Source organism: Klebsiella sp. RCJ4, from assembly GCF_009025755.1.
GTDB classification, from domain to species: Bacteria; Pseudomonadota; Gammaproteobacteria; order Enterobacterales; family Enterobacteriaceae; genus Klebsiella; species Klebsiella michiganensis.
The window spans coordinates 38,632-64,166 of the sequence record NZ_WCIN01000027.1; the positions used below are offsets into that span (position 1 = coordinate 38,632).

The following is a 25,535-nucleotide window of genomic DNA, read 5'->3' on the forward strand; positions in this document are numbered from 1 at the left end:
ATGCTGGGGTTTTATACAGGTGTGGCGCGCTGTTTCCCGGACTTAGCCGGGCTACCAGCCTGTAGCCCCGCTAAGCGCAGCGCGAGCCGGGAATGCTGCGGCCTTACTGCCCGTAATAGGCTTTCGCGCCGTGCTTGCGCAGATAGTGTTTATCCAGCAGCGTTTGCTGCATCTCCGGCAGCTGCGGCGCCAGCTGGCGGCAGAAGATGCCCATATAGGCGATCTCTTCCAGCACGATAGCGTTATGCACCGCGTCTTCGGCGTTTTTCCCCCAGGCAAACGGGCCGTGCGAGTGCACCAGCACGCCGGGCATTTGCGCCGGATCGATGCCTTTCTCACGGAAGGTTTCAACGATCACTTCGCCGGTTTGCCACTCGTACTCACCGTTGATCTCATCGTCGGTCATCAAACGGGTACAGGGGACCGCGCCGTAGAAATAGTCGGCGTGGGTGGTGCCGGTAGCGGGAATCGACTGTCCGGCCTGTGCCCAGATGGTGGCGTGACGCGAATGGGTATGAACAATGCCGCCCAGCGTCGGGAATGCCTGATACAGCAGACGGTGGGTTGGCGTATCCGAAGAGGGCTTTTTCTTGCCTTCCACCACGTCGCCGGTCTCCAGGCTGACCACCACCATATCCTCGGCGGTCATGACGCTGTAGTCGACGCCGGAGGGTTTAATCACCAGCACGCCCCGTTCACGGTCGACGGCGCTGACGTTGCCCCAGGTGAGGGTAACCAGATTGTGCTTTGGCAGGGCCAGGTTGGCTTCGAGAACCTGGCGTTTAAGATCTTCTAACATACTGTGCTCCGAATTGCTGGCGAGTCAGTTCCCCTCACCCGCACCCTCAGGGAGAGGATGAGGGGACGGCCTCTTAGCGTTTTGAACCGTAATACACTTCGTTCCAGCGCAGCGCGTCCTTGAAGGAGGGCAGACGGGTTTCGTTATCAATCACGGTCAGCTCGATATCCTGCAGCTCGGCAAACTGGCGCATATCGTCGAGGGTGAGCGCATGGCTGAAGACGGTGTGGTGCGCGCCGCCGGCGATGATCCAGGCTTCGGACGCGGTGCGCAGATCCGGATGCGCTTTCCACAAGGCGTTGGCCACCGGCAGCTTCGGCAGTTCGTGCGGCGTTTTCACCGTTTCAATGGTGTTCACCAGCAGACGATAGCGATCGCCGAGATCGATCAGGCTGGCGACGATCGCCGGGCCGGTCTGGGTGTTAAAGATGATGCGCGCCGGATCGGCTTTCCCGCCGATGCCCAGCGGCTGCACGTCGAGAATCGGTTTTTCAGCGGTGGCGATGGTCGGGCAGACTTCCAGCATATGCGAGCCCAGCGCCAGATCGTTGCCTTTCTCGAAGTGGTAGGTGTAATCCTCCATAAAGGAGGTGCCGCCCTGCAGACCAGTTGCCATCACCTTCATGATGCGAAGCAGAGCGGCGGTTTTCCAGTCGCCCTCGCCCGCAAAGCCGTAGCCCTGCTGCATCAGACGCTGCACGGCGAGACCCGGAAGCTGTTTCAGGCCGTGTAAATCTTCAAAGGTGGTGGTGAACGCGTGGAAGCCGCCCTGTTCCAGGAAGCGCTTCATCCCCAGCTCAATGCGCGCGGCATCGAGAAGGTTCTGCCGCTTATCGCCGTGGATTTGCACCGCGGGGGTCAGACGATAGCTGCTTTCATACTCATCCACCAGGGCGCTGATTTCACCGTCGGTGACCGCATTGACGACCTGCACCAGATCGCCCACCGCCCAGGTGTTAACCGAGAAGCCAAACTTAATCTGCGCGGCGACTTTATCCCCGTCGGTGACCGCCACTTCGCGCATGTTATCGCCGAAACGGCACACTTTCAGGTGGCGGGTATCCTGTTTAGAGACCGCCTGGCGCATCCACGCGCCGATGCGCTGATGGGCTTCTTTATCCTGCCAGTGGCCGGTCACCACGCTGTGCTGCTGACGCATGCGGGCGCCGATGAAGCCAAATTCGCGGCCGCCGTGGGCGGTCTGGTTCAGGTTCATAAAGTCCATATCGATGCTGTCCCACGGCAGGGCCGCGTTGAACTGGGTATGGAACTGCATCAGCGGTTTATTCAGGATCGTGAGGCCATTGATCCACATTTTCGCCGGCGAGAAGGTATGCAGCCACACCACCATCCCGGCGCACTTATCATCGTAGTTTGCGTCGCGGCAGATATGGGTGATCTCATCCGGCGTGGTACCCAGCGGCTTAAGCACCAGTTTGCACGGCAGTTTGGCTTCCGCATTCAGGCTGTTCACCACATGTTCTGCGTGCTTTGTCACCTGACGTAGCGCTTCAGGGCCGTACAGATGCTGGCTACCGATAACGAACCACACTTCATAGTTATTAAAAATCGTCATTTTCATGTCCTTAATGGGTGAGGGCTGCCTGAGATTGCGGCGCGGATTCCGCTTTTGCAGTCGAAGGGAGATAACGTTGTTCCGCGCTGAGCGACCACTGCTGGTAGCGCTGATAGAGTTGTTCGAAGCGTTGCGCCTGCGCCGGACGAGGCTGCAGGGTACTTTCCACCTGGCTGGCCATGTTTTCCTGCGCGGCAGGGATATCGCGGTATACGCCGGCGGCAACGGCGGCGAAGATAGCCGCGCCCAGGGCGCAGCACTGATCGGACGCGACGATTTGCAGCGGGCGATTCAGCACATCGCAGCAGGCCTGCATGATCACCGGGTTTTTGCGCGCGATGCCGCCGAGCGCCATCACGTTATTGACCGGGATCCCCTGTTCGGTGAAGCACTCCATAATGGCGCGGGCGCCAAAAGCGGTGGCGGCAATCAGTCCGCCGAACAGCGCCGGGGCGTCGGTGGCGAGGTTCAGATCGGTAATGACCCCTTTCAGACGCTGGTTGGCATTCGGCGTACGGCGGCCGTTAAACCAGTCCAGCACCACCGGCAGGTGGTCAAGAGACGGATTTTTTGCCCATGCGTCGGTCAGCGCGGGCAGCAGCTGTTTCTGGCTGGCTTTGATCTGCTCTTTGAGTTCCGGGTGGGCCTGCGCCAGCTGCTCCAGCGGCCAGCCGAGAATGCGGCCAAACCAGGCGTAGATGTCGCCAAAAGCGGATTGCCCCGCTTCCATACCGATAAAGTCAGGCACGACGCTGCCGTCGACCTGGCCGCAAATCCCTTGCACCGTGCGCTCGCCAACGCTCTGTTTATCGGCGATCAGAATGTCGCAGGTGGAGGTGCCGATAACTTTGACCAGCGCGTTTGGCTGCGCACCGGCGCCGACGGCGCCCATATGGCAGTCGAATGCGCCGCCGGAGATGGCGACGGTTTGCGGCAGGCCCAGGCGCGCGGCCCATTCGGCGGTGAGCGTGCCGACCGGGATATCCGCAGTCCAGGTATCGCTGAACATCGGGTAGGCCAGGCTCTGGTTGATTATCGGGTCGAGTTCATCGAAGAAACCGGCAGGCGGCAGTCCGCCCCAGCTTTCATGCCAAAGGGATTTGTGCCCGGCGCTGCAGCGGCCGCGACGAATATCCTGCGGGCGGGTGGTCCCGGAAAGCAGGGCCGGCACCCAGTCGCACAGCTCAATCCACGACGCGGCGGCCTCGGCGACGGCGCTGTCCTGGCGGGTCACGTGGAGGATCTTGGCCCAGAACCATTCGCTGGAGTAGATACCGCCGATATAGCGGGAGTAATCCTCTTTGCCCGGCAGGTGACACAGGCGGGTAATCTCCTCCGCCTCCTCCACCGCGGTATGGTCCTTCCACAGCACGAACATGGCGTTGGGGTTGCTGGCGAACTCGTCGCGCAGCGCCAGCACGTTGCCGTCGGCGTCGATGGGCGCGGGGGTGGAGCCGGTGCTGTCAACGCCGATACCCACCACGGCAGCGCGCTGTTCGGCGCTAAGGGATGTGAGGACGCTTTTCAGCGCGGCTTCCATTGATTCGATATAGTCGCGTGGATGATGGCGGAACTGGTTGTTCGGACCATCGCAAAATAGCCCCTCCTGCCAGCGCGGATACCACTCGACGCCTGCGGCGAGCTCTTCGCCGGTCGCGCACTCTACCGCCAGGGCGCGTACTGAATCACTGCCAAAATCGAGGCCAATCGCAATTGCCATACTGTTACTCCATGCTAAAAATCATTCATGGTGAAACAGTAGATATCTGGGCTGAAAACCGTCAGGCCGTATTCGCTAATCTTATGGACTATATTGCTGTGACGTCGCAAAGTGTGACGTCGTGCAAATATTCAATGTGGACTTTCCTGCCGTCTTTATAGACACTTCAGTTATGCGCTGAAAGCGCCTGAACTGTGCGCCGTGCTCAGTTTTTATCGAGAAGAGGCGGGTTTTAATTCATTTTCTAACCCGCGTCGCAGCATGAGCGACCAGCCAGAGGATAAAATACAAGGTATGGACAATTGGTGTCCTTAATGTCTCCTGGAGAGCAGAGTTTATGGCCGAAACGCAAAACGATCCTTTGTTGCCGGGTTACTCTTTTAACGCCCATCTGGTGACGGGCCTGACGCCAATTGAAGCCGATGGCTATCTTGATTTCTTTATTGACCGTCCGCTGGGCATGAAGGGCTATATCCTTAATCTGACGATTCGCGGCGAAGGGGTGATCAATAACCACGGGGAGCAGTTTATCTGCCGGCCTGGCGATATGCTGCTGTTCCCGCCGGGAGAGATTCACCATTATGGCCGCCATCCCGATGCCCGCGAGTGGTATCACCAGTGGGTCTATTTCCGGCCGCGCGCCTACTGGCATGAATGGCTTAACTGGCCAACGATTTTTGCCCAGACCGGCTTTTTCCGCCCGGATGAGCAGTGGCAGGCGCGCTTTGGCGAACTGTTCGGGCAGATTGTGGAGGCCGGGCAGGGCGCCGGGCGTTACTCCGAGCTGCTGGCGATCAATCTTATGGAGCAGCTGCTGCTCAGGCGCATGGAAGCTATCAACGAATCGCTGCATCCGCCGCTGGATAACCGGGTGCGCGATGCCTGCCAGTACATCAGCGATCATCTGGCGGACAGCCATTTCGATATTGCCAGCGTCGCCCAGCACGTGTGCCTGTCGCCGTCGCGCCTGTCGCATCTGTTCCGCCAGCAGCTGGGGATCAGCGTACTGGGGTGGCGGGAGGATCAGCGCATTAGCCAGGCTAAGCTGCTGCTGAGCACGACGCGGATGCCGATCGCGACCGTTGGCCGTAACGTCGGTTTTGAGGACCAGCTCTACTTTTCGCGCGTGTTTAAGAAATGCACCGGCGCCAGCCCGAGCGAGTTTCGCGCAGGGTGTGAATAAAAAGTAAAGAAAGTGAAATGATGGCCCGGATTTTTAACACAGCCAGTAAACTATACAAACAAATGATGGCTTGACGAAGTATGAACGGCTCCGGAGAATCCGTGCTTCGTTTTTAAACCGGGTACATTATGCAAGCATTGCTGGAACACTTTATTACTCAATCCACGGTCTATTCTCTGATAGCCGTTCTGCTGGTCGCCTTCCTCGAGTCGCTGGCGCTGGTGGGGCTTATCTTACCGGGAACGGTGATGATGGCCGGATTGGGGGCGCTGATCGGCAGCGGCGAGGTTAACTTCTGGCAGGCGTGGCTGGCGGGGATTATCGGCTGTTTGCTCGGCGACTGGATTTCATTCTGGCTTGGCTGGCGGTTTAAAAAGCCGCTGCATCGCTGGTCTTTTTTGAAGAAAAACAAAGCGCTGCTGGATAAAACCGAACATGCGCTGCATCAGCACAGCATGTTTACGATTCTGATTGGCCGCTTTGTCGGGCCAACGCGCCCGCTGGTGCCGATGGTCGCCGGAATGCTCGATCTGCCGGTCGCGAAGCTCATCCCGCCGAATATCATCGGCTGCCTGCTGTGGCCGCCGCTCTACTTCTTACCGGGAATCCTTGCCGGGGCGGCCATTGATATCCCGGCCGATGAGAATAGCGCCAGCTTTAAGTGGCTGCTGCTGGGGGCGGCACTGCTGGCGTGGCTGGCGGCGTGGCTATGCTGGCGGCTGTGGCGCAGCGCCAAAAGCGCTGGCGATCGTCTCACCCGTTTTCTGCCGCGTTCGCGCCTGCTGTGGCTCGCTCCGCTCATGGTGTGCGCCGCCGGCGCGGCGCTGGTGTTTGCCTTCCGTCATCCGCTGATGCCGGTCTATCTCGACATCCTGCATAAGGTTATTTTGCGCTAATTCCCAGCAGCGCCGAGGCGCTGCTGTTGCCGCTGAGCAGCGCGGCGGTCGCGCCATCCCAGGCAATGCGTCCCTCAGCCACGACCACCGACCGCGGCGCGATGCGCGCCGCATCTTCCACGCTGTGCGAGACCATCAGCAGCGTCAGCTGCCGCTGCCGGCAGACGTCGGCAACCAGCGTCAGCATCTCCAGCCTCAGCGCGGGATCGAGCGCCGAGAAGGGCTCATCCAGCAGCAGTACCGGCTGCTGGCGCACCAGACAGCGCGCCAGCGCCGCACGCTGGCGCTGGCCGCCGGAAAGCTCGCCCGGCAGCCGCTCTAACATCGCGTCAATCCCCATCTGCCCGGCAATCGCCTGCAGATGGGCGGATTGATCCGCGTTCAGCTTGAGCCCCGGGTGCATTCCCAGCGCAATGTTCTGGCGGATGGTGAGATGGTTGAACAGATTATTTTCCTGAAACAGCATCGATACCGGACGACGCGCGGGCGGCGTGTGGGTATGGGGCTGGCCGTCGAGCGCGATACTGCCGCTGGCGGGCGTTAAAAAACCGGCAATCAGATTCAGCAGCGTGCTTTTTCCGGCCCCGCTCGGGCCAAGAACCGCGATGCGCTCACCGCGTTCGACGGAAAGCGTAAAACGCATCGGCAGATGCTGGTAAAGCCAGGTCACATCATTCAGTTTTAGCATCGCGTCCCGGAAGTTTTTCAATCACGCTAAAGAGTAAAAAGCACAGCAGCAGAAGCAGAAGGGCGGTCACGGCGCCGTCCTGGCTACGGTAAGAACCAATTTGCTGATACAGATAAAACGGCAGCGTACGGAAATCTTCGTTGCCAAACAGCGCCACGACGCCGAAATCGCCAATCGATAGCACGCAGGCGAAGGCCAGCGCCTGGGCCAGCGGCCGCTTTAAAGCGCGAAGCTCAACCACCCGAAGGCGGGTGAAGCCGTGCATCCCCAGCGACTGGCAGAGGGTGCCGTAGCGGGCGGCGATATCGCGCATCGGATTTTCCAGTACCTTGAGCGCATAGGGGATTGCCATCAGCGCATTGGTGAAAATCACGATACCGTCGGCGGACTCGGGCAGGCCCACGCTGTTATTGAGCAACAGGAAGAAACCGGTGGCCAGCACGATGCCCGGCATGGCGAGGATCAGCATCCCGCTCAGCTCAAGCGCCTGACCGGCCAGAGGGTGACGGCGGGCGCGAAGCTCGCGGCTGCTCCAGAGCAGCATCATGGTAAGGATGACGCTTAAGAGCCCGGCGGCAAGCGCGATACGCAGCGACGTCCACAGCGCCTGCCACAGCGCCGGCTGATGCAACACGCTCAGCAGATTGCTGTTCAGCCCGTCGCCTATCACCGCCAGCAGCGGCGGCAGCAGCAGTAAAAGCGCCGCGCCAATCAGCGCCGCGTCGCACAGCCGGCTGTACAGCCGGTCGTCGGGATCGCGCCAGCCGCGAATATGGCTGGCCCCGATGGCGAGGGCTTTACTCAGGCGCTGGCTAAGCAGCACCAGCCCGAGGCAGCAGACCATCTGGATAAGCGCCAGCATCGCCGCGCGCGCCGGGTCGTAGTCGAAATTAAGGGCCTGGTAAATCGCCAGTTCGATGGTGGTCGCCCGCGGGCCGCCGCCCAGCGACAGCACGGTCGCAAAGCTGGCGAAACAGAGCATAAAGATCAGCGCCGCGACCGGTGGAATTTGCCGGCGCAGCCACGGCCACTCGACCAGCCGGAAGAAGACGTAGCCGCGCATGCCGAGCTGGGCGGCGATTTGCCGCTGTTCGCCGGGGATATTTTCCAGCGTCTGCAGCAGCAGGCGCGTGGCCATCGGCATATTAAAGAATACGTGCGCCAGCAGGATCCCCTGTAGCCCGTAGGGCGAGAATTCCCACTGCCAGCCAAAAACGTGGCATAGCTGGGCCAGCCAGCCCTGACGACCGTAGACGCTAAGAATGCCGAAGACCGCCACCAGTACCGGCAGAATTAAGGTCATCGCGCAAAGGCGCAGCAGCAGCGTGCGCCCTGGGAAGCGACGCCGGTACAGGGCGCGGGCGAGGAATATCGCCGGTAGCACCGAAAAAAGCGCGGAAAGGAAGGCCTGCCAGAAGGAGAAACGCACCACGTGCCAGAGATAGCTGTCGCGGATAAGCGCGTTCCAGGAGGTCTCCGGAGCGCTGAACCATAGCGCCAGAAAGGCGGCCAGCGCCACGACGACCAGCACGATGGCCGCCGTGAGTCCCGGCAGGAGCCAGCCGAAAGCTAGCGGCTGACGGCGCGTTGCCATGCGCTAATCCAGTTCTGACGTTCGGCGGCCACCTGTTGCGGTGTGAATTCGAGGGTCGTTTGCGGTTTCATCAGCGCGTCAAAGCCTGCCGGAAGCGCAACCGTCGTCACCGGATACATCCAGTTGCCGGTGGGGATCGCGTTCTGGAAGCCCGGCGATACCATAAATTTAAGGAACTTTTCCGCCAGCTCCGGCTGTTTGCTGGCCGCGGTGCGGGCGGCTACCTCAACCTGCAGGTAGTGGCCTTCAGCGAAATTTGCCGCGGCGTAGTTATCTTTTTTCTCTTCGATAATGTGGTAAGCCGGGGAGGTGGTGTAGCTCAGCACCAGATCGCTTTCGCCTTTCAGGAACAGGCCGTAGGCTTCGCTCCAGCCCTTGGTAACGGTAACGGTTTTCGCCGCCAGCTTCTGCCAGGCTTCCGGCGCTTTATCGCCGTAGACTTTTTGCATCCACAGCAGCAGGCCCAGGCCCGGCGTACTGGTGCGCGGATCTTCATAAATCACCCGCCATTTTTGCTCGCCCTCAACCAGCTCTTTCAGGCTTTTCGGCGGATTTTTCAGCTTGTTTTTATCGTAAACAAAGGCGAAGTAGCCGTAATCGAACGGCACGAAGGTGTCGTTGTCCCAGCCGCCGGGCACGCTGACCGCGCCGGCCGGGACGCCGCTTTTGGCGAACAGCTTGCTTTGCGAAGCGGCTTCCAGCAGGTTGTTATCCAGCCCCAGCACCACGTCGGCTTTGCTGTTTTTGCCTTCCATTCGCAGGCGGTTGAGCAGCGAGACGCCATCTTCCAGCGCCACGAACTTCAGCTCGCAGCCGCAGTCGGCTTCAAAGGCTTTTTTAACCGCCGGGCCCGGGCCCCAGTCGGCGGAGAACGAGTCGTAGGTATAAACGGTGAGCAGCGGTTTGGCAAAAACGGGCGCGGCGACCAGCGCCAGCAGGGGGAGTAATTTTTTCAACACTTTGCACCTCAGAAAAAGGGGTGGCAAAGGATTTTGAGAGGGCCTCAAATCCCTTCGCCGGCGTTATCCGGATCAGGTTCGACGGGTATTTTCTCAGCCCATACGCTTTATCTTCGGGTTGCTTCTGCGCTAACCGCGCGTTGAGGCAACTTGAATGAGATTGCGTATGTTTATTAGCACCCCGTTGAGAACGGCAGTTAGTGTAATGATTTTGTTTGCCAACGGAAAGCATTACGGCTCCGGCGGCGCGAACCACGCGGACTTAAAGTCAAACCAGCCGAGCGTGTTCATGCGTACGCCGCGCATGCTGCGCTGCCCCTGGATCATCAGCCAGTGGTGGATCAGCGGCACCACGGTTTGATTGGCCAACAGCTGCTGACTCCAGGTGGCCGGGTTCAGCTCGCCCGCGCGCCAGCGAGCGGCGTCCTGTTCCCAGTCGATGGGGATACAGTTGCGAATCAGCGGAACTTCATACAGCCAGGCAAACAGGGAGAAATCGATCGGCAGCGTAAAGTTGGCGCTGTTGAGCCATACGTCGCTGACCACCTCCCCGCGGTGCCACTCCTGATACTCCAGCTCCTGGATCTCCAGCTTAACCTGATGCTCGGCCAGCAGCGTTGCCATGATCCCGCCCATCACGCGATGCTCGACGTGATCCTGGTAGTAGGTCAGCCTGACCGTCTCAAGGCCGGCAGGCTTCTCGCAGGCGTGGCTGCGCGCATGATGCCAGCGGGGCAGCAGGCCATACGCCGGGAACCAGTTGCCCTGATAGTGCTCGCCCGCGTGATAGAGCAGGTTAGCGGGCTGGAACACATAGCTTAGCCACTGGCGTACCGCGCTGTTACCGCCCAGCGGGCTGCGGGCGTCGAACAGCAGGTAATAACACCCCTCTTCCAGGCGGCTTTCCACCGCTTTTTCGCTTTGCGTGGTGCCCTGTAACGTCAACCCGCCGTTGGGTTCTTCGCTGATTTCCGGCAGGACCCAGACGTTCACTTCATCGATCAGCGCCCGGTAGCCGAAATAGTCATCGAAGGCGTGAATTTTGAGCTGATTCTGGTTATTACGCACAACCGAGTAGGGCCCGGTCCCCACGGGGATACTGGAGAAATTCTCCATCGTTCGCCACTCATGCGGGAGGATCATGGCCGGGACCTGGCTTAATAACCACGGCAGCCAGCGGTCGGGCTGGCGGAGATGAATGTCGAGGGTCCATGCGGTGGGAGAGTCGATGCGCTCAATATGAGAGAACAGCGGCAGGGCGTTGCTGCGCTGCAGAGAGGTAATGACATCTTCCATCTCCAGCTCTCGTCCATGATGAAAATGAATCCCCGGACGCAGAAAAAAGCGCCAGTGGGTGGGGGCGATCTGCTGCCAATGGTGAGCAATATCGGCCTCCAGTTCCCCATTTTCCTCATTTACCCGCGTCAGGGCGCTAAAAATCTGCCGGGCAATATGCGTTTCCGAGCGGCGCAGCGCGCTGCCGGGCAGCAGATTTTTCATCGGCCGATAGTAGAGCACGCGCAGGATATGCCGGCCCTGACGAAAGCTGCGGCCTAAATGGGAAACCAGCATTTGCCGGACGGCGGCTTTATCGCCAACCAGCTGCACCAGCTGATCGATTCTGTCCTGATCCAGCAGATCTTCCGCCCTCTGCTGCTGCAGGGCGAGACCGGTATAGAGAAAAGAGAGGCGGGAGCGCTTGCCGCGCCCGGCCTCCGCCTCCCAGGTCAGCCAGCCGCGCGCTTCCATCATGTTGAGCAGGGTACGCATATGGCGGCGCGAGCAGCTTAGCATCTCTGCCAGCGCATTCAGCGTGGTCTCCTGCGACTTGCCATCGCAGCACTGCCACAGGCGGATGAACTGCTGTTGTAAACGACCGGAAGACATAAAAGGGGAACTCCTGATAAAAACTCAGCAATTTATTACTTCCTATATTAAGTCAATAATCAACATCGATGAAGCGAGGAGGTGAATATGATGGGGTCAACCATGAAACAGTTCTACCAACGCTACTTTTCTGCGACGCAGGATGCGTCCTGGCTGGCCCGCCTGATGGCAGGAAGACAGCAGAAAATGCTCGGCGAGCTGATGCAGTGGGGAGTTACGTCGCAGACCTCGGATCATTGACTTGCAGACATCATGTGTGACTGAGTATTGGTGTTATACTCGTCGTCTTTCAAGCTGCAGGTGCGTTGGCTGCGCCCGCTCGCCCAGGCCACATAGTTATCTATGTTTCCAGGGACTTACGTTCTGGCCGCCTGCCCGCAACTCGAAATCCATAGAGTATAGAATCACCCGCCAGCAGAATACTTCTGCTGGCTTTTTTCGTTTTCTTCGCGTGCTTAAGGATATTTCATGCTGTGGTTAATGACGATGGGGCGTCGTCTAAACGGCGTTTACGCCGCTTTTATGCTTGTCGCTTTCATGATGGGGATCGCCGGCGCGCTGCAGGCGCCGACGCTCAGCTTATTCCTCAGCCGCGAAGTGGGCGCGCAGCCGTTCTGGGTAGGACTGTTCTATACGGTTAACGCCATTGCCGGCATTCTGGTCAGCCTGGCGCTGGCTAAACGCTCCGACAGCCGGGGCGATCGCCGGCGGCTGATTATGTTTTGCTGCCTGATGGCGGTGGGAAACGCGCTGCTGTTCGCTTTTAATCGCCACTATCTGACGCTGATTACCTGCGGGGTTATGCTGGCCTCGGTGGCGAATGCCGCGATGCCGCAGCTTTTTGCCCTGGCGCGGGAATATGCCGATAGCTCGGCGCGCGAAGTGGTGATGTTCAGTTCGATAATGCGTGCGCAGCTTTCGCTGGCGTGGGTTATTGGTCCACCGCTGGCTTTTATGCTGGCGCTGAATTATGGCTTCACCACCATGTTTTCGATTGCCGCCGGGATCTTTGTTATAAGCCTGGCGCTGATCGCCGTCAAACTGCCCTCGGTCGCCCGCGTTGAGCAACCTTCGGAAGGCGCTGACGTGCTGGTGCAGGCCGGAGGATGGCACGATAAAAACGTGCGGATGCTGTTTATCGCCTCCACGCTGATGTGGACCTGCAATACCATGTATATCATTGATATGCCTCTGTGGATCAGCAGCGATCTTGGCCTGCCGGACAGCCTCGCGGGGATTTTGATGGGCACCGCTGCCGGGCTGGAGATCCCGGCGATGATCCTGGCGGGCTACTACGTTAAGCGCTGGGGAAAACGCAAGATGATGGTGACAGCGGTTGCGGCGGGCGTGCTGTTTTATATCGGTCTGATTCTGTTCCACGACCGCGTGGCGCTGCTGGTGCTACAGCTGTTTAATGCCGTATTTATCGGGATTGTTGCCGGGATTGGCATGCTGTGGTTTCAGGATCTGATGCCCGGACGGGCGGGCGCCGCGACGACGCTGTTTACCAACAGTATTTCCACCGGGGTGATTCTGGCGGGGGTGATTCAGGGCGCGCTGTCGCAAAGCTATGGTCACGCCAGCGTCTACTGGACGATTGCCGCAATTTCGCTGGTGACGCTGTTTATGACCAGCAGGGTGAAAGATATCTGAATCGCCACCCCTGTCCCGGCAGGATGCCGGGACAGGGGCTGGACAGGTTATTTCAACACGATCCTTTTAATATCGCCGATAATAAAAACATACGCGATAACGCCAACCAGCGCGGTTAAACCGATATAAATCAGCGCATAGAAAAAATTACCGGTCATGGATATGATAACCCCAATAATTAATGGGGTAATAATTGATGCCATATTAGCACAGAAGTTGAAAATGCCGCCGGTCAATCCGCCCATATTCTTAGGGGCAATGTCAGAAATAAGCGTCCAGCCGAGGCCAACCATACCCTGGCCAAAAAATGCAATCGACATAATAATAATGACAGCGGTGTTGCTATCGACCCAGTTAGCAATGATGATGCAGCTCGACAGTAGCAGTCCGGAAATAATTGGCAGCTTTCTGCTAATATTTACTGAGTTGGTTTTCTTTATTATTTTATCGGATACCCAACCGCCGAAAAAGATACCGATAGCCGCGGCCAGGAACGGCCAGGAGGCGAAGAAACCCACGTGAAGCCAGGGGAGGTGGCGTTCGTTAGCCAGATAAGTCGGGAACCATGTCAGGAAGAAAACCAGCGTGGTGTTACCGGCAAATTGACCAAGGCTGGCGCCGATGATTTGCCGGCAGCACAGCAGACGTTTCGCATCATGCCAGTTGAAAGGGATATTTTCATTGACGGATGTCGTATTTTCTACGCCGATATACTCCAGCTCTTCTTTATTTGCCGTTTTTGATTCATGTGGCTCGTGATAAAACTTCCACCATACAAAAGTAAACGCAATACCCAACCCACCGGTCAGGAAAAATAGCGTTCTCCAGCCATGATGCTCCAGAATTAAAAAAAGGAGCGGAGAGAATGCGGCCAGGCCAATATATTCACCGACGGTGTAAGTCGCCGTTGCCCGGGCGCGTTCATGCTGCGGAAACCATTTACTGACGACACGGCTATTAACCGGGAAACAGGGGGCTTCGCTGATGCCTAAGCCTAAACGCAGCAGCAGCAGCGATTTTAGGCCGACAGAAAAGCTTTGCAGTAAGGTAAAGGTTGACCAGAAAAAAATAGAAAGCGCGTAGGTCAGCTTATTGCCGAAGCGATCGAGAAACATCCCGCCGGGAATTTGCGCCAGAGCGTAGGTCCAGGCGAAAGCGGAAAAAACGATCCCCATCATGGCCGGGTCAATATCTATTTCGCTCGTTAACTTGGGCGCAACAACACCTAAAATAGTCCGATCGAGATAATTTATCATCGTCCCTATCGATAGTAACATTAAAATTACAATTCGCGTTTTAGTTCGCTTTTGCGTGGCCGACGGCAAAATCGGCCGTTCCTGAGCATCGATAGTCCTCATAGTGATTTCCTTTAAAGTTTAAAATATTTTTGCATGAATTTATGCAGGCAAAAATATTCTATTTGACGTTGACGCTATCGATGATAAGTCACGCTTTGTTACGGCTTCTGTGACATGGCATAACAATATTTGATATGACCCCGATATTTCTCCTTTTCGGCTCATCATCGATAGCCTGTATGGTATATTAGGGGCATGAGTTTTATTCTTATATTATACGAGCAAAAATAATGAACCTAAAGCAACTTTATTATTTTAAGCGGCTGGCAGAAACCGAGCACTACACTGAAGCTGCCTCCAGTCTTTTTATCACTCAACCCTCGCTAAGCCACGCCATATCTGAACTGGAGAAAGAGCTTGGCGTGGCGCTATTTGCCAGGAAAGGGCGTAATGTCAAAATTACGCAGAATGGTAAGCGCTTTCTGCCCTACGTGGAAGATGCCCTGGCCTCATTAGAGAATGGCCGCATGACGTTGCAAAAAAATAGTGACGATAACAAGGAGAATATTCGCATTGCGTTTATTTACACCATGGGCGAATATGTTGTTCCGCAGTTAATTAATAAATATTCCCTTTCACCATCTCGTCACAATGTGACATTTTCTTTTACTCAGGGAACGTCGTTAACGCTTCTGCAGGAACTGAAGGCCGGGAAAAGCGACCTGGCGATTTGTTCCTATATTGCGGATGAACCTGATATCGACTTTATTCCTATTATTCAGCAGGAGCTGGTCGTGGTGACGGCAAAAGATCACCCTCTGGCCAGGCTCTATGAAAATGAAGTCGACCTGGTGGAGACTATCCACTATCCCTATATCTATTTTTCAGAAAATAGCGGGTTACGCCCCTTTATTGATAACGTGTTTATGCAGCAAAAGCTGGTGCCGGATATTGCCTGCTACGTTGATGAGGATACGGCGATGGCGGGGCTGGTCAGTATTGATTACGGTATTGCGATTATGCCGCGAATTTCCGCGCTCTCGTATTACAACGTGCATATCCTGACGATTAAAAATGCGATTCCTCCACGTTATATCTATCTGGCAACGATGAAAGAGCGGGTACTTTCTCCGGCGATTCAGTCATTTAAAGATGTCATTATTAATGACAGCCAAAAAATCCGCTAGCAACATCGCCCGGAGGGTGACCCCCGGGCGAAGTTTTATCAGGAAAGAATATCCATCAGTTCACGCAGTTGGGTAATGGCGATTTGCCCTGGTGCAGAAGCCTGGCCGACGGTACCGAAGGTCATTGCTGAACCGAACAAACGGCCGGTTACCCGGCTCACGCCGCCGGATTTACCCATCGACATGGTGATTAACGGCCGAGTCGCGTACTTCTCTTTCATCGTCAGGGTTGCCGAGAGCAGGGTCAGGACATCCTGCGGCGACTGCGGCATAACCGCGATCTTCGGCAGGTCAGCGCCAAGATCCTGCATGCGGCGCAGGCGGTAGATGATATCTTCCTGAGCCGGCGTTTTATGGAAATCGTGATTGCTCATGATAACTTTGACGCCCGCAGCGTGGGCATCGCTCACCAGCGAGCGAATTTGCGCTTCGTCATTAAACAGCTCGATATCAATCACGTCGGTCAGACCGCTAACGGCCGCCTGGCGATTCAGCTCAAAATAGGCTTCGTCGCTGATTTCCGTTTCGCCACCCTCTTTTTTACTGCGGAAGGTGAACAGCAGCGGGATCTCTTTCAGCAGCTGGCGAATCTCGCCCAGCGCCAGTAGTACCTGCTCCGTTTCTCTGACCTGGGTGAAGTGATCGACGCGCCACTCGATAATATCGGCTCCGGCGGTAGCCAGCGCGCGCGCGTTAGTCTGCAGCTCGGCGAGCGTTTTGCCGATCAGCGGTACGCAGATTAAGGTTTCCCCTTCCTGGAAGGTGATGTTTTTTACTGTTACTGCTTGAGTCATGTTGGTATCCATTATTCTTTTTGTCATTGACCATCAGGCGGTTGCTGCAACCCGGGATGTTTTTGCAGCGGCGCGAACCTGAAGCTGACGATAACCGATGTACAGGGCGATCACAAAGCCGACGATCGCGATCAGAAGATCGAACCACATAATGCTGGCAATACCTATCTTCGACAGTTTTGCCGTGATCAGCGGGATCGTAAAGCTGGCCAGACTTCCTGCGGTATAAAAGATCCCGGTGGCTTTGCCTTTTCCGTTCGGGAAGCTCATGGCCATAATGGTCGCGCCTATCTGCAGCACGCCGCCGGCGGCGGCAAAGCCGATGATAAAGGCGAAGCCGGTCACTATCATTGGCGTAGGGAACAGGCAAACGATCAGCAGTGACATCATCGACAGGAAAGTGTAAACGATCATGGCGACGGCCGAGCTAAATACCTCTTTGACAAAGGCCGCGGTGACGAACACGCACGTCAGGGAACCGGCAGTATAGACGCTCAGGAGTTTAATGGCCGACTCGTGCGGGATGCCGGCAACGAACTCGCCGTACTGCGCTAACCACTGGCTGACCAGATAAAAAGTCGCCATACCGATATAGCCGTACAGGGTAAAGATGGCCATATCCAGCTTGCCGGCGTTCGCCTGCGGGGCAACGGCGGCGGCCGACGATTTTTCTGCGGTTTCCTTTTTCGCCCGATGGTCCGGGAAAGGCATTTTTATCAGGTAGATAGCGCTAATAATCATCAATACGGCGGCGATGATAAACGACCATCCGTACCACATATTCGCCCAAATCAGCGCACCGATAATGAACGGCAGCAGGAACTGCCCGGCAGAGACAAAGGCTTTGATCAGCACATTTGCCCGGCTGGCGGAGTTAGGGAAGGCTTCCATCAGCGCCGGATAGGTTCCGGAATCGAGGAAGCTGTTTGCCAGACCGGCCATAATGCCGAAGAAGTAGGCCATATAAATGTTTTTCGTCAGCAGAATACCGAGGAAAAACACCAGATAGCTGGCGATGCCGAGATAGATAAAAGGTTTACGGCCAAAACGGTCGGACAGGAATCCTGTGACGATCGTGGCGAGCTTACCGATCCCGAGCGACGAAATGACGATGGAGACGCCGGCAGCGTCGGTCCCCCACTGTTCCTGCAGATTCGCCATATTGAGGGTGATTAACAAAACCCCCATGCCGTGGATCAGGTAGTTAAGATAGAGCCCAGCCGCCGTTGGGACATATGGATTTTTCATCGCGACCATCCTTAGAACAGGATACTTTTGATGTGTTCAACCGGCATTTCTTTGCCCGTCCAGATTTCAAAAGCGCGCGCGCCTTGCCAGAGCATCATCCCCAGACCGTTGATGGTGCGGCAGCCTTTTTTCTCGGCCACTTCCAGCAGATAAGTTTTGCGCGGGTTGTAGACCACGTCAGACACGATCAGGTCCGGGCGCAGGAAGCTGTCGTCAGGCAGCAGCATCTGGCCTTCAAACGGTTTCATGCCCACGCCGGTGGCGTTAGTCAGAATGACGCTGCTGTCGATTTCCGCGCGCAGTTTGTCATGATCGTCCAGATCGAACAGGTGGATCTCGCAGTTGGTGTTATTACGGATTTTGGCGACGGTCTGTTCGGCATTGGCGAAGAATTTATCTTTGCGGTTAAAGATGGAGATCGCTTTGACGCCATCGAGCGCGGCCTGAACGCAGAGCGCGGTTGCCGCGCCGCCAGCGCCCAGAACGGTCATTTTTTTGCCGATGATATCAATGCCCTCTTCTTTGAGCGCGCGCATATAGCCGGTGCCATCGGTAATGTGGCCGGTCAGTACGCCATTGTCGTTCACCACGGTATTCACCGCGCCAACCAGTTCTGCCGCCGGCGAGAGCTTGTCCAGATACTGGCAAATCTCCGTTTTGTTCGGCATGGAGACGTTACAGCCGCGCAGTTTTAACGCGCGAAAGCCCTGAACGACATCTTTCAGCGTTTCATTACCCACTTCGAAGGCCAGGTAAACGTAGTCCAGCCCCAGATGGGCAAAGGCTTCGTTATGCATGGTTGGCGACATGCTGTGACGAATCGGGGTCGCAATCAGGCCAATCAGCTCGGTATGTCCGGTAATACGTTCTGCCATGATAAAATCCTCAATATGTTAGAAATGGAATTTTTGTCGATTCGCGGTTGCCGAGAGCCCCCATATCTTCGAGGGTGTCCAGCACGTTGCGCCCTTCGCGCACGCCATCAATGATTCGCCGGGCCATCAGGCTGTCGCCGATGTTCATTATTTTTACGTTATTGGCTCTGGCCCATTGTTCAATCTCAGTGAGACCGGCGGTGTTGGCGCGCATTCCCAGGCAGACGAAGCCGTAATCGAAAGGAATGTCGAAGGTGCCATCCGCATTTTTAACGGTGAAATGCGTCGGGGTGACGGCAACCAGCTGCGTGCGCATGTGCTGTTCCACGTGATGTTCATCCAGCATGGTCAACATGGCGTTTTTGGTAATGATGTCCAGATCGCGACCCGGCGCGTCCTGCATCTCGATAAGCACGGCGCTGGCACCGCGCGCGGAGAAGTACTCGATAACGTCCAGACCCACGGCGCCTGCGCCGACGACGGCGATGCGTTTACCTGTAGCATCGGCAAACTGGTCCAGATGATGAATCATGTTGGTAATGGAGAAGACGTTCCCGCCTTCGACATCGATGTTCTCGCGCAGTCCTTCAATGGGCGGCAGCAGGGGCACTGAACCGGTGGCGTTGACGATTAAATCCGGGCGAAGAGCGGAAACGGACGCCACGGTGGCGCGTTTGCCGACCTGCAGCATCAGGTTATCGAGCGAGGCGATACGGTTTTTCATAAACTGCGGAAAATCAGCGATACGCTTTTTCTCCGGCAGCAGGGAGATCTCGCTGGCCAGTCCGCCGATGCTGTGCTTCTCTTCCAGCAGCCAGGTATGACAGCCGACTTCAGCCGCGGTGCAGGCCGCTTCCATTCCCGCCGTACCCGCGCCGATGACCACGACGTTGGTATCGCGGATCACGCGCTGCTGCTTATACGCGTCGCCGTGGATGATATCCGGGTTGATCGAGCAGCGAAGAGGGCGGGAGCGGGCGATGCGGTGATCCGCGCAGCCAATGTTGCAGGAGATGCATTTCCGCATCAAACGTTCGTTGCCGCTTTGAACTTTTTGCACCCACTCCGGCTCGGCGATCAGGCCGCGGCCAATGGCAATCAGGTCGGCATCGCCGCTGGCGATAATATCTTCGGCGACTTTCGGGGTACGGATGTTGCCGGCAATCACCGTGGGCTTGTGGAATTTGTCGCGTACCGCACGCGAGAGGTAGCGCTTCCAGCCATCTTCCAGAGACATCTGGTCAATCTGGAAATTGAGGTTGTCGTTTTGCGCGGCGGAGACGTTGATAATATCCACTTTTTCCTGGCACAGTTCGAGGATCCGCAAGGAGTCTTCGAGCGTATTTCCACCTTTCAGAAAGTCATCGGCGCTAATACGCAGGCTGACCGGAAAACGCGGACCTACGCAGGCCCGAACCTTATCGACGATTAAGGTTAATATTCTGGCGCGATTCTCTACGCTGCCGCCAAATTCATCGGTGCGCTTATTAAACAGCGGTGATAAAAACTGGCTAATTAAATAAGAGTGGCCGGCGTGAATTTCCACGCAGTCGAATCCAGCGCGGCGAACGCGCTCCGCCGCGTCACCAAATTTATCGACGGCATGATATATCTCATCGTGCGTCATCGGGCGGGGAATATTCCCGTTCTTTTTGGACGGCGTGCTGGAAGAAGACAGCGGCATTTCGCCGTTCAGGCGATACGCATAGGCCGACGCGCCGGCGTGGTTTAATTGAATACTGACGCAGGCGCCGTGTTTATGTAAGGTTTCGGTTAATTTGAACAGGCGCGGAATATATTGATCGTTATCGATACGCAGCTGCGTAGTGCCGTTAGAGGCGAAAGGAAAATCGATGCAAATATTCTCGATAGTGATGAGTCCTGTGCCGCCCCGCGCGCGTAGCTCATAGTAGTCAATCTGCTCCTGCGTGACTTCCCCGTTCAGGCTCGCCAGGTTGGTGCCCATTGGCGGCATGATGATGCGGTTTTTTATTGTCATTCCGTTAATGGTCAACGGGGAAAAAAGATGGGGATAGTGGCTCATATGCTCTCTCCACTGGATGCCTGATGGCCTTTTACGGCGATTCTGGCCTGTCCAAAGTTAATATTTCTCTGTGGGAAAGATAACGAGGCGTTTAATAGAAAAATAATGCTTTTTTTTGCGCGGAGCTATAGCGTGATTCTATGGGATTAACAATTTATTTACACATTGGTGTTTTTACCTTAAATATTTCAATCGATTTTTTACTTGTACTTGTGGAATGACACAAAAATAGTAGGGGAATGATTGAATAGATGCCCAATTGATAATGATTTATTTTTATCGCGGCAAAAATGTCGCCCCGTGATAGCGACGAATATTGATATATGTGCGCCAGATCTCATTTTTACCGGCGAAAAAAAAGCCCGGATCGCGGTCCGGGCTGAGATATACATGGCGGCTGCCTTAATTCATAAAGGCCGGCTGTTTTTTCTCATAGGCTGAGATCGCCTCTTCATGCTGCAAAGTCAGGCCGATGCTGTCCAGACCGTTCAGCATGCAGTGGCGGCGGAAAGCGTCAATTTTAAAGCTGTAAGATTTATCGCCTGCTTTAACCACTTCGGCTTCCAGATCGACTTCAAACTTAATGCCCGGCTGGGAGTGGACCAGCTTAAACAGCTCATCGACCTGCGCTTCGCTCAGGGTGACCGGCAGCAGCTGATTGTTAAAGCTGTTGCCGTAGAAGATATCGGCGAAGCTCGGCGCGATGACGACTTTAAAACCGTAATCGGTCAGCGCCCACGGCGCGTGCTCGCGCGAAGAGCCGCAGCCGAAGTTTTCCCGCGCCAGCAGGATAGAGGCGCCTTTATATTCCGGGAAGTTCAGCACGAATTCCGGGTTAGGCTGTTCGCCTTTGTCGTCCAGGAAGCGCCAGTCGTTAAACAGATGGGCGCCAAAACCGGTACGCGTGACTTTCTGCAGGAACTGCTTTGGAATGATTGCATCGGTATCGACGTTCGCGGCGTCCAGCGGAACCACCAGGCCGGTATGTTGGGTAAATTTCTCTGCCATGATGGTTTCCTTATTTCAAGCTACGGATATCGGCGAAATGACCGGTAACGGCCGCCGCGGCTGCCATGGCCGGGCTGACCAGGTGAGTACGCCCGCCGCGGCCCTGACGGCCTTCAAAGTTACGGTTGCTGGTGGAGGCGCAGCGCTCGCCCGGGTTCAGGCGGTCGTTGTTCATCGCCAGGCACATGGAGCAGCCGGGTAAACGCCACTCAAAGCCGGCTTCAATAAAGATTTTATCCAGGCCTTCGGCTTCGGCCTGCGCTTTTACCGGACCAGAGCCTGGCACGACCAGCGCCTGAACGCCCGGCGCGACTTTGCGGCCTTTAGCGATTTCGGCCGCCGCGCGTAAGTCTTCGATACGCGAGTTGGTGCAGGAGCCGATAAAGACTTTATCAATCGCCACGTCGGTTAACGGTACGCCAGATTTCAGGCCCATATAGGCCAGCGCTTTTTCCGCGCTCGCGCGCTCTACCGGGTCGGTGAATGATGCCGGATCCGGAATGATGTCGGTGACGGAGATGACCTGACCTGGGTTGGTGCCCCAGGTGACCTGCGGGGCAATCTCTTCCGCCTGCAGGGTGACAACGCTGTCAAAGGTCGCGCCATCATCGGTGGTCAGGGTTGTCCACCAGGCGACGGCTTCGTCAAAATCCTTGCCTTTCGGCGCGTGCAGACGGCCTTTCACGTAATCGAAGGTGGTCTGGTCAGGCGCGACCAGGCCCGCTTTCGCGCCCATTTCGATAGCCATATTGCACAGGGTCATACGGCCTTCCATGCTTAAATCACGGATGGCTTCGCCGCAAAATTCGACAACATGACCGGTGCCGCCGGCGCTGCCGGTTTTACCGATAATCGCCAGAACGATATCTTTGGCGGTGATGCCCGGAGCCGCTTTACCTTTGACTTCGATCTTCATGGTTTTAGCGCGACCCTGCTTCAGCGTCTGCGTAGCCAGGACGTGTTCGACTTCAGAGGTGCCGATACCGAAGGCCAGCGCGCCGAATGCGCCATGGGTTGCCGTGTGTGAGTCGCCGCAGACGATGGTCATACCCGGCAGGGTGACGCCCTGTTCCGGCCCCATCACGTGGACGATGCCCTGGAAAGGGTGGTTCAGATCGTACAGTTCCACGCCGAACTCTTTGCAGTTTTTAATTAACTCCTGCATCTGGATACGCGCCATTTCGCCGGACGCGTTAATGTCTTTCGTCTGCGTCGAAACGTTGTGATCCATCGTGGCGAAGGTTTTGCCCGGCTGACGTACCGGGCGTTTGTGGGCGCGCAGACCGTCAAACGCCTGCGGCGAGGTCACTTCGTGAACCAGATGACGGTCAATATACAGCAGCGGGGTTTCGTTTTGCGCTTCATAAACCACGTGAGCATCAAACAACTTTTCGTATAACGTCTTCGCCATGATTACACCCCTTCAGCGACATAGCGGGCAATGATATCGCCCATTTCATCGGTACTGACCGCCGCCGCGCCGCGCGCTAAATCGCCGGTACGTACGCCTTCTTCTAATGCGCGGTTGATCGCATTTTCAATCGCGGTTGCCGCGTTATCGGCATCCAGGCTATAGCGCAGCAGCAGCGCCAGGGAGAGGATCTGCGCGATGGGGTTAGCGATGTTTTTACCGGCGATATCCGGCGCGGAGCCGCCTGCGGGTTCATATAAACCAAAGCCTTGCTCGTTGAGGCTGGCGGACGGCAGCATGCCCATTGAACCGGTAATCATGGCGCATTCGTCAGACAGGATGTCGCCGAAAAGATTGGAGCACAGCAGGACGTCAAACTGGGACGGATCTTTGATCAGCTGCATGGTGGCGTTGTCGATATACATATGCGACAGCTCAACGTCAGGATACTGCTTACTGACTTCACTAACGATTTCACGCCACAAAATAGAAGACTGCAGCACGTTCGCTTTATCAATCGAGGTCACTTTGTGGCGACGCTTGCGGGCGGACTCGAACGCAATATGGGCGATACGCTCAATCTCAAAGCGATGATACACCTCGGTATCGAACGCTTTCTCATGCTGGCCGCTGCCTTCACGGCCTTTCGGCTGGCCGAAGTAAATGCCGCCGGTCAGTTCGCGGACGCATAAAATGTCGAAGCCGTTAGCGGCGATATCGGCGCGCAGCGGGCAAAACTCTTCCAGGCCCTGGTACAGCTTAGCCGGGCGCAGGTTGCTGAATAATTTGAAATGCTTACGCAGGGGCAGCAGCGCGCCGCGCTCCGGCTGCTCCGCGGGCGGCAGGTGCTCCCATTTCGGTCCGCCAACGGAGCCAAACAGGATCGCGTCGGCCTGTTCGCAGCCTTCGACGGTAGTCTGCGGCAGGGGAGTGCCCTGACGATCGATGGCGACACCGCCGACGTCGTGCTGGCTGGTGGTAATGCGCATATCAAAACGGTGGCGAACGGCTTCCAGTACTTTCATCGCCTGGTTCATGACTTCCGGGCCAATACCATCACCTGGTAAAACAGCAATATGGTAATTCTTCGACATTACACGGTTTCCTTATTGTTCTCTTTATTCTGAGCTTTGCGTTGCAATTCTTTTTCGACTTCAGCGGCGCGCCAGATATTGTTCAGGACGTGAACCATGGCTTTCGCGGAAGATTCCACGATATCCGTCGCCAGACCCACGCCGTGGAAGCGGCGGCCGTTGTAGTTCGCCACGATGTCCACCTGGCCCAGCGCATCCTTACCCTGACCCTTGGCGTTGAGGTCATATTTGACCAGCTCAATCTCATAGCCGGTGATGCGGTTAATGGCCTGATAAATGGCGTCCACCGGGCCGTTACCGTTGGCGGCCTCAGCTTTTGTTTCATCACCGCAGGCCAGCTTCACGGAGGCGGTTGCGATATCGCTGGAGCCGGACTGCACGCTGAAGTAATCCAGGCGGAAATGCTCCGGTTCTTCCTGCTGTTTATTAATGAAGGCTAATGCTTCCAGGTCATAGTCAAATACCTGGCCCTTTTTATCCGCCAGCTTGAGGAACGCGTCATACAGATGGTCCATGTTATAGTCGGTGTCTTTATAGCCCATCTCTTCCATACGGTGTTTTACCGCCGCGCGGCCGGAGCGTGAGGTCAGGTTCAGCTGCACCTGGTTCAGACCGATAGATTCCGGCGTCATGATTTCGTAGTTTTCGCGATTTTTCAGCACGCCGTCCTGGTGAATACCGGAAGAGTGGGCAAAGGCGCCGGTTCCGACGATAGCTTTGTTGGCAGGGATCGGCATATTGCAAATCTGGCTGACGGTCTGGCTGGTACGCCAGATTTCCTGGTGATTAATGCGGGTGTGCACATTCATAATGTCTTTGCGCACTTTAATCGCCATGATCACTTCTTCCAGCGAGCAGTTGCCGGCGCGTTCGCCGATACCGTTCATCGCGCCTTCAACCTGGCGAGCGCCGGCGTGGACCGCTGCGAGGGCGTTACCGACCGCGATGCCTAAGTCGTCATGGGTATGGACGGAGATAATGGCTTTGTCGATGTTAGGCACGCGTTCGTACAAACCGGTGATGATGTTGGCGAATTCGAACGGCATGGTGTAGCCGACGGTATCCGGAATATTGATGGTTGTTGCGCCTGCATTAATCGCGGCTTCAACGACGCGAGCCAGATCGGCAATCGGCGTACGGCCAGCGTCTTCACAGGAAAACTCGACATCGTCAGTGTAGTTGCGTGCGCGCTTCACCATATAGATGGCACGTTCAATAACCTCATCCAGGTTACTGCGCAGCTTGGTGGCGATATGCATCGGCGAGGTGGCGATAAAAGTGTGAATACGGAACGCTTCCGCCACTTTTAATGATTCTGCTGCAACATCGATATCTTTTTCTACGCAGCGGGCCAGGGCGCAAACGCGGCTGTTTTTGATCGTGCGCGCGATGGTTTGCACGGATTCAAAGTCGCCTGGAGACGAGACTGGGAAGCCCACTTCCATGACGTCAACGCCCATCCGCTCCAGGGCCATAGCAATCTGCAGTTTCTCTTTCACACTCAGGCTGGCTTGTAACGCTTGTTCACCGTCGCGTAAGGTCGTATCGAAAATAATGACTTGCTGGCTCATGGTTTAGATCCTTGGTCTGTGTCCTGGCGCCTTGCTTACGAGCATAAAAA

At 56.3% G+C, this 25,535-nt stretch carries 21 protein-coding genes and 1 riboswitch; of the genes, 5 read left to right on the plus strand and 16 right to left on the minus strand.

Going from position 1 to position 25,535, the window contains the following annotated elements:
• Nucleotides 1–103: 103 nt before the first annotated feature.
• From araD to araB, 3 genes are all read right to left on the minus strand, one after another.
• Nucleotides 104–799, minus strand: coding sequence for an L-ribulose-5-phosphate 4-epimerase (gene araD, locus F8562_RS08700; RefSeq protein WP_014227900.1), 696 nt, complete (start codon nt 797–799; stop codon nt 104–106).
• Between the two features lie 73 nt (nt 800–872).
• Nucleotides 873–2,375, minus strand: coding sequence for an L-arabinose isomerase (gene araA / locus F8562_RS08705; RefSeq protein WP_014837391.1), 1,503 nt, complete (start codon nt 2,373–2,375; stop codon nt 873–875).
• 10 nt (nt 2,376–2,385) lie between these two features.
• Nucleotides 2,386–4,095, minus strand: a complete 1,710-nt coding sequence (gene araB / locus F8562_RS08710) for a ribulokinase (protein WP_032694433.1) — start codon at nt 4,093–4,095, stop codon at nt 2,386–2,388.
• Between the two features lie 337 nt (nt 4,096–4,432).
• Here araB and araC point away from each other — a divergent pair, with 337 nt between their 5' ends.
• Together araC and F8562_RS08720 are read left to right on the plus strand one after the other, a co-directional pair.
• A complete protein-coding gene (gene araC / locus F8562_RS08715) occupies nt 4,433–5,278 on the plus strand; it encodes an arabinose operon transcriptional regulator AraC (RefSeq protein ID WP_004098545.1) in 846 nt (281 codons plus the stop codon).
• Nucleotides 5,279–5,406: 128 nt separating this feature from the next.
• Nucleotides 5,407–6,174 carry a DedA family protein gene (locus F8562_RS08720; RefSeq protein ID WP_014837393.1) on the plus strand — a complete coding sequence of 256 codons (768 nt, stop codon included), beginning with the start codon at nt 5,407–5,409 and terminating at the stop codon, nt 6,172–6,174.
• Here the strand turns inward: F8562_RS08720 and thiQ are convergent.
• From thiQ to sgrR, 4 genes are all read right to left on the minus strand, one after another.
• Nucleotides 6,161–6,862, minus strand: coding sequence for a thiamine ABC transporter ATP-binding protein ThiQ (thiQ, locus tag F8562_RS08725; protein WP_014837394.1), 702 nt, complete (start codon nt 6,860–6,862; stop codon nt 6,161–6,163). The two genes, F8562_RS08720 and thiQ, sit on opposite strands and share 14 nt — an antisense overlap.
• Entirely contained in the window at nt 6,846–8,456 is a 1,611-nt protein-coding gene (thiP, locus tag F8562_RS08730; protein ID WP_014837395.1) for a thiamine/thiamine pyrophosphate ABC transporter permease ThiP, read from the minus strand. Before thiP ends, thiQ begins: the two co-directional genes overlap by 17 nt.
• Nucleotides 8,432–9,415 (minus strand): thiamine ABC transporter substrate binding subunit, encoded by a 984-nt coding sequence (gene thiB, locus F8562_RS08735; RefSeq protein WP_014837396.1) that lies wholly within the window; start codon nt 9,413–9,415, stop codon nt 8,432–8,434. Before thiB ends, thiP begins: the two co-directional genes overlap by 25 nt.
• Before the next feature lie 31 nt (nt 9,416–9,446).
• Nucleotides 9,447–9,609, minus strand: a riboswitch (TPP riboswitch).
• Between the two features lie 37 nt (nt 9,610–9,646).
• Nucleotides 9,647–11,302 (minus strand): HTH-type transcriptional regulator SgrR, encoded by a 1,656-nt coding sequence (gene sgrR, locus F8562_RS08740; RefSeq protein ID WP_014227906.1) that lies wholly within the window; start codon nt 11,300–11,302, stop codon nt 9,647–9,649.
• 87 nt (nt 11,303–11,389) lie between these two features.
• Here sgrR and sgrT point away from each other — a divergent pair, with 87 nt between their 5' ends.
• Both sgrT and F8562_RS08755 read left to right on the plus strand, forming a co-directional pair.
• Entirely contained in the window at nt 11,390–11,542 is a 153-nt protein-coding gene (sgrT, locus tag F8562_RS08745) for a glucose uptake inhibitor SgrT (protein ID WP_004098552.1), read from the plus strand.
• A 228-nt stretch (nt 11,543–11,770) separates the two neighbouring features.
• On the plus strand, nt 11,771–12,955 hold the full coding sequence (locus tag F8562_RS08755; RefSeq protein ID WP_009654594.1) for a sugar efflux transporter: 1,185 nt from the start codon (nt 11,771–11,773) through the stop codon (nt 12,953–12,955).
• 47 nt (nt 12,956–13,002) lie between these two features.
• Here the strand turns inward: F8562_RS08755 and F8562_RS08760 are convergent, their stop codons facing one another.
• Nucleotides 13,003–14,313, minus strand: coding sequence for an MFS transporter (locus F8562_RS08760; protein ID WP_025106482.1), 1,311 nt, complete (start codon nt 14,311–14,313; stop codon nt 13,003–13,005).
• Nucleotides 14,314–14,543: 230 nt separating this feature from the next.
• On the opposite strand from F8562_RS08760, the gene F8562_RS08765 reads away from it, so the two are divergent.
• Entirely contained in the window at nt 14,544–15,440 is an 897-nt protein-coding gene (locus F8562_RS08765) for a LysR family transcriptional regulator (protein WP_014837398.1), read from the plus strand.
• Nucleotides 15,441–15,478: 38 nt separating this feature from the next.
• On the opposite strand, the gene aroD is transcribed toward F8562_RS08765, so the two are convergent.
• The 8 genes from aroD to leuA all read right to left on the minus strand — a co-directional run bounded on the left by aroD (nt 15,479) and on the right by leuA (nt 25,485).
• Nucleotides 15,479–16,234 carry a type I 3-dehydroquinate dehydratase gene (aroD, locus tag F8562_RS08770; RefSeq protein WP_014837399.1) on the minus strand — a complete coding sequence of 252 codons (756 nt, stop codon included), beginning with the start codon at nt 16,232–16,234 and terminating at the stop codon, nt 15,479–15,481.
• 33 nt (nt 16,235–16,267) lie between these two features.
• Nucleotides 16,268–17,482, minus strand: coding sequence for an MFS transporter (locus F8562_RS08775; protein WP_014227910.1), 1,215 nt, complete (start codon nt 17,480–17,482; stop codon nt 16,268–16,270).
• A gap of 11 nt (nt 17,483–17,493) precedes the next feature.
• A complete protein-coding gene (locus F8562_RS08780) occupies nt 17,494–18,357 on the minus strand; it encodes a shikimate dehydrogenase (RefSeq protein ID WP_014227911.1) in 864 nt (287 codons plus the stop codon).
• 10 nt (nt 18,358–18,367) lie between these two features.
• On the minus strand, nt 18,368–20,401 hold the full coding sequence (locus F8562_RS08785) for an FAD-dependent oxidoreductase (RefSeq protein ID WP_014227912.1): 2,034 nt from the start codon (nt 20,399–20,401) through the stop codon (nt 18,368–18,370).
• Between the two features lie 402 nt (nt 20,402–20,803).
• The gene (leuD, locus tag F8562_RS08790) at nt 20,804–21,409 is read right to left on the minus strand and encodes a 3-isopropylmalate dehydratase small subunit (RefSeq protein WP_014227913.1); all 606 of its coding nucleotides are present in this window, start codon (nt 21,407–21,409) and stop codon (nt 20,804–20,806) included.
• A 10-nt stretch (nt 21,410–21,419) separates the two neighbouring features.
• On the minus strand, nt 21,420–22,820 hold the full coding sequence (leuC, locus tag F8562_RS08795) for a 3-isopropylmalate dehydratase large subunit (protein ID WP_014227914.1): 1,401 nt from the start codon (nt 22,818–22,820) through the stop codon (nt 21,420–21,422).
• A 2-nt stretch (nt 22,821–22,822) separates the two neighbouring features.
• Nucleotides 22,823–23,914, minus strand: a complete 1,092-nt coding sequence (gene leuB / locus F8562_RS08800) for a 3-isopropylmalate dehydrogenase (protein WP_004098566.1) — start codon at nt 23,912–23,914, stop codon at nt 22,823–22,825.
• Nucleotides 23,914–25,485, minus strand: a complete 1,572-nt coding sequence (gene leuA / locus F8562_RS08805; protein WP_004098567.1) for a 2-isopropylmalate synthase — start codon at nt 25,483–25,485, stop codon at nt 23,914–23,916. Before leuA ends, leuB begins: the two co-directional genes overlap by 1 nt.
• Nucleotides 25,486–25,535 lie beyond the last annotated feature (50 nt).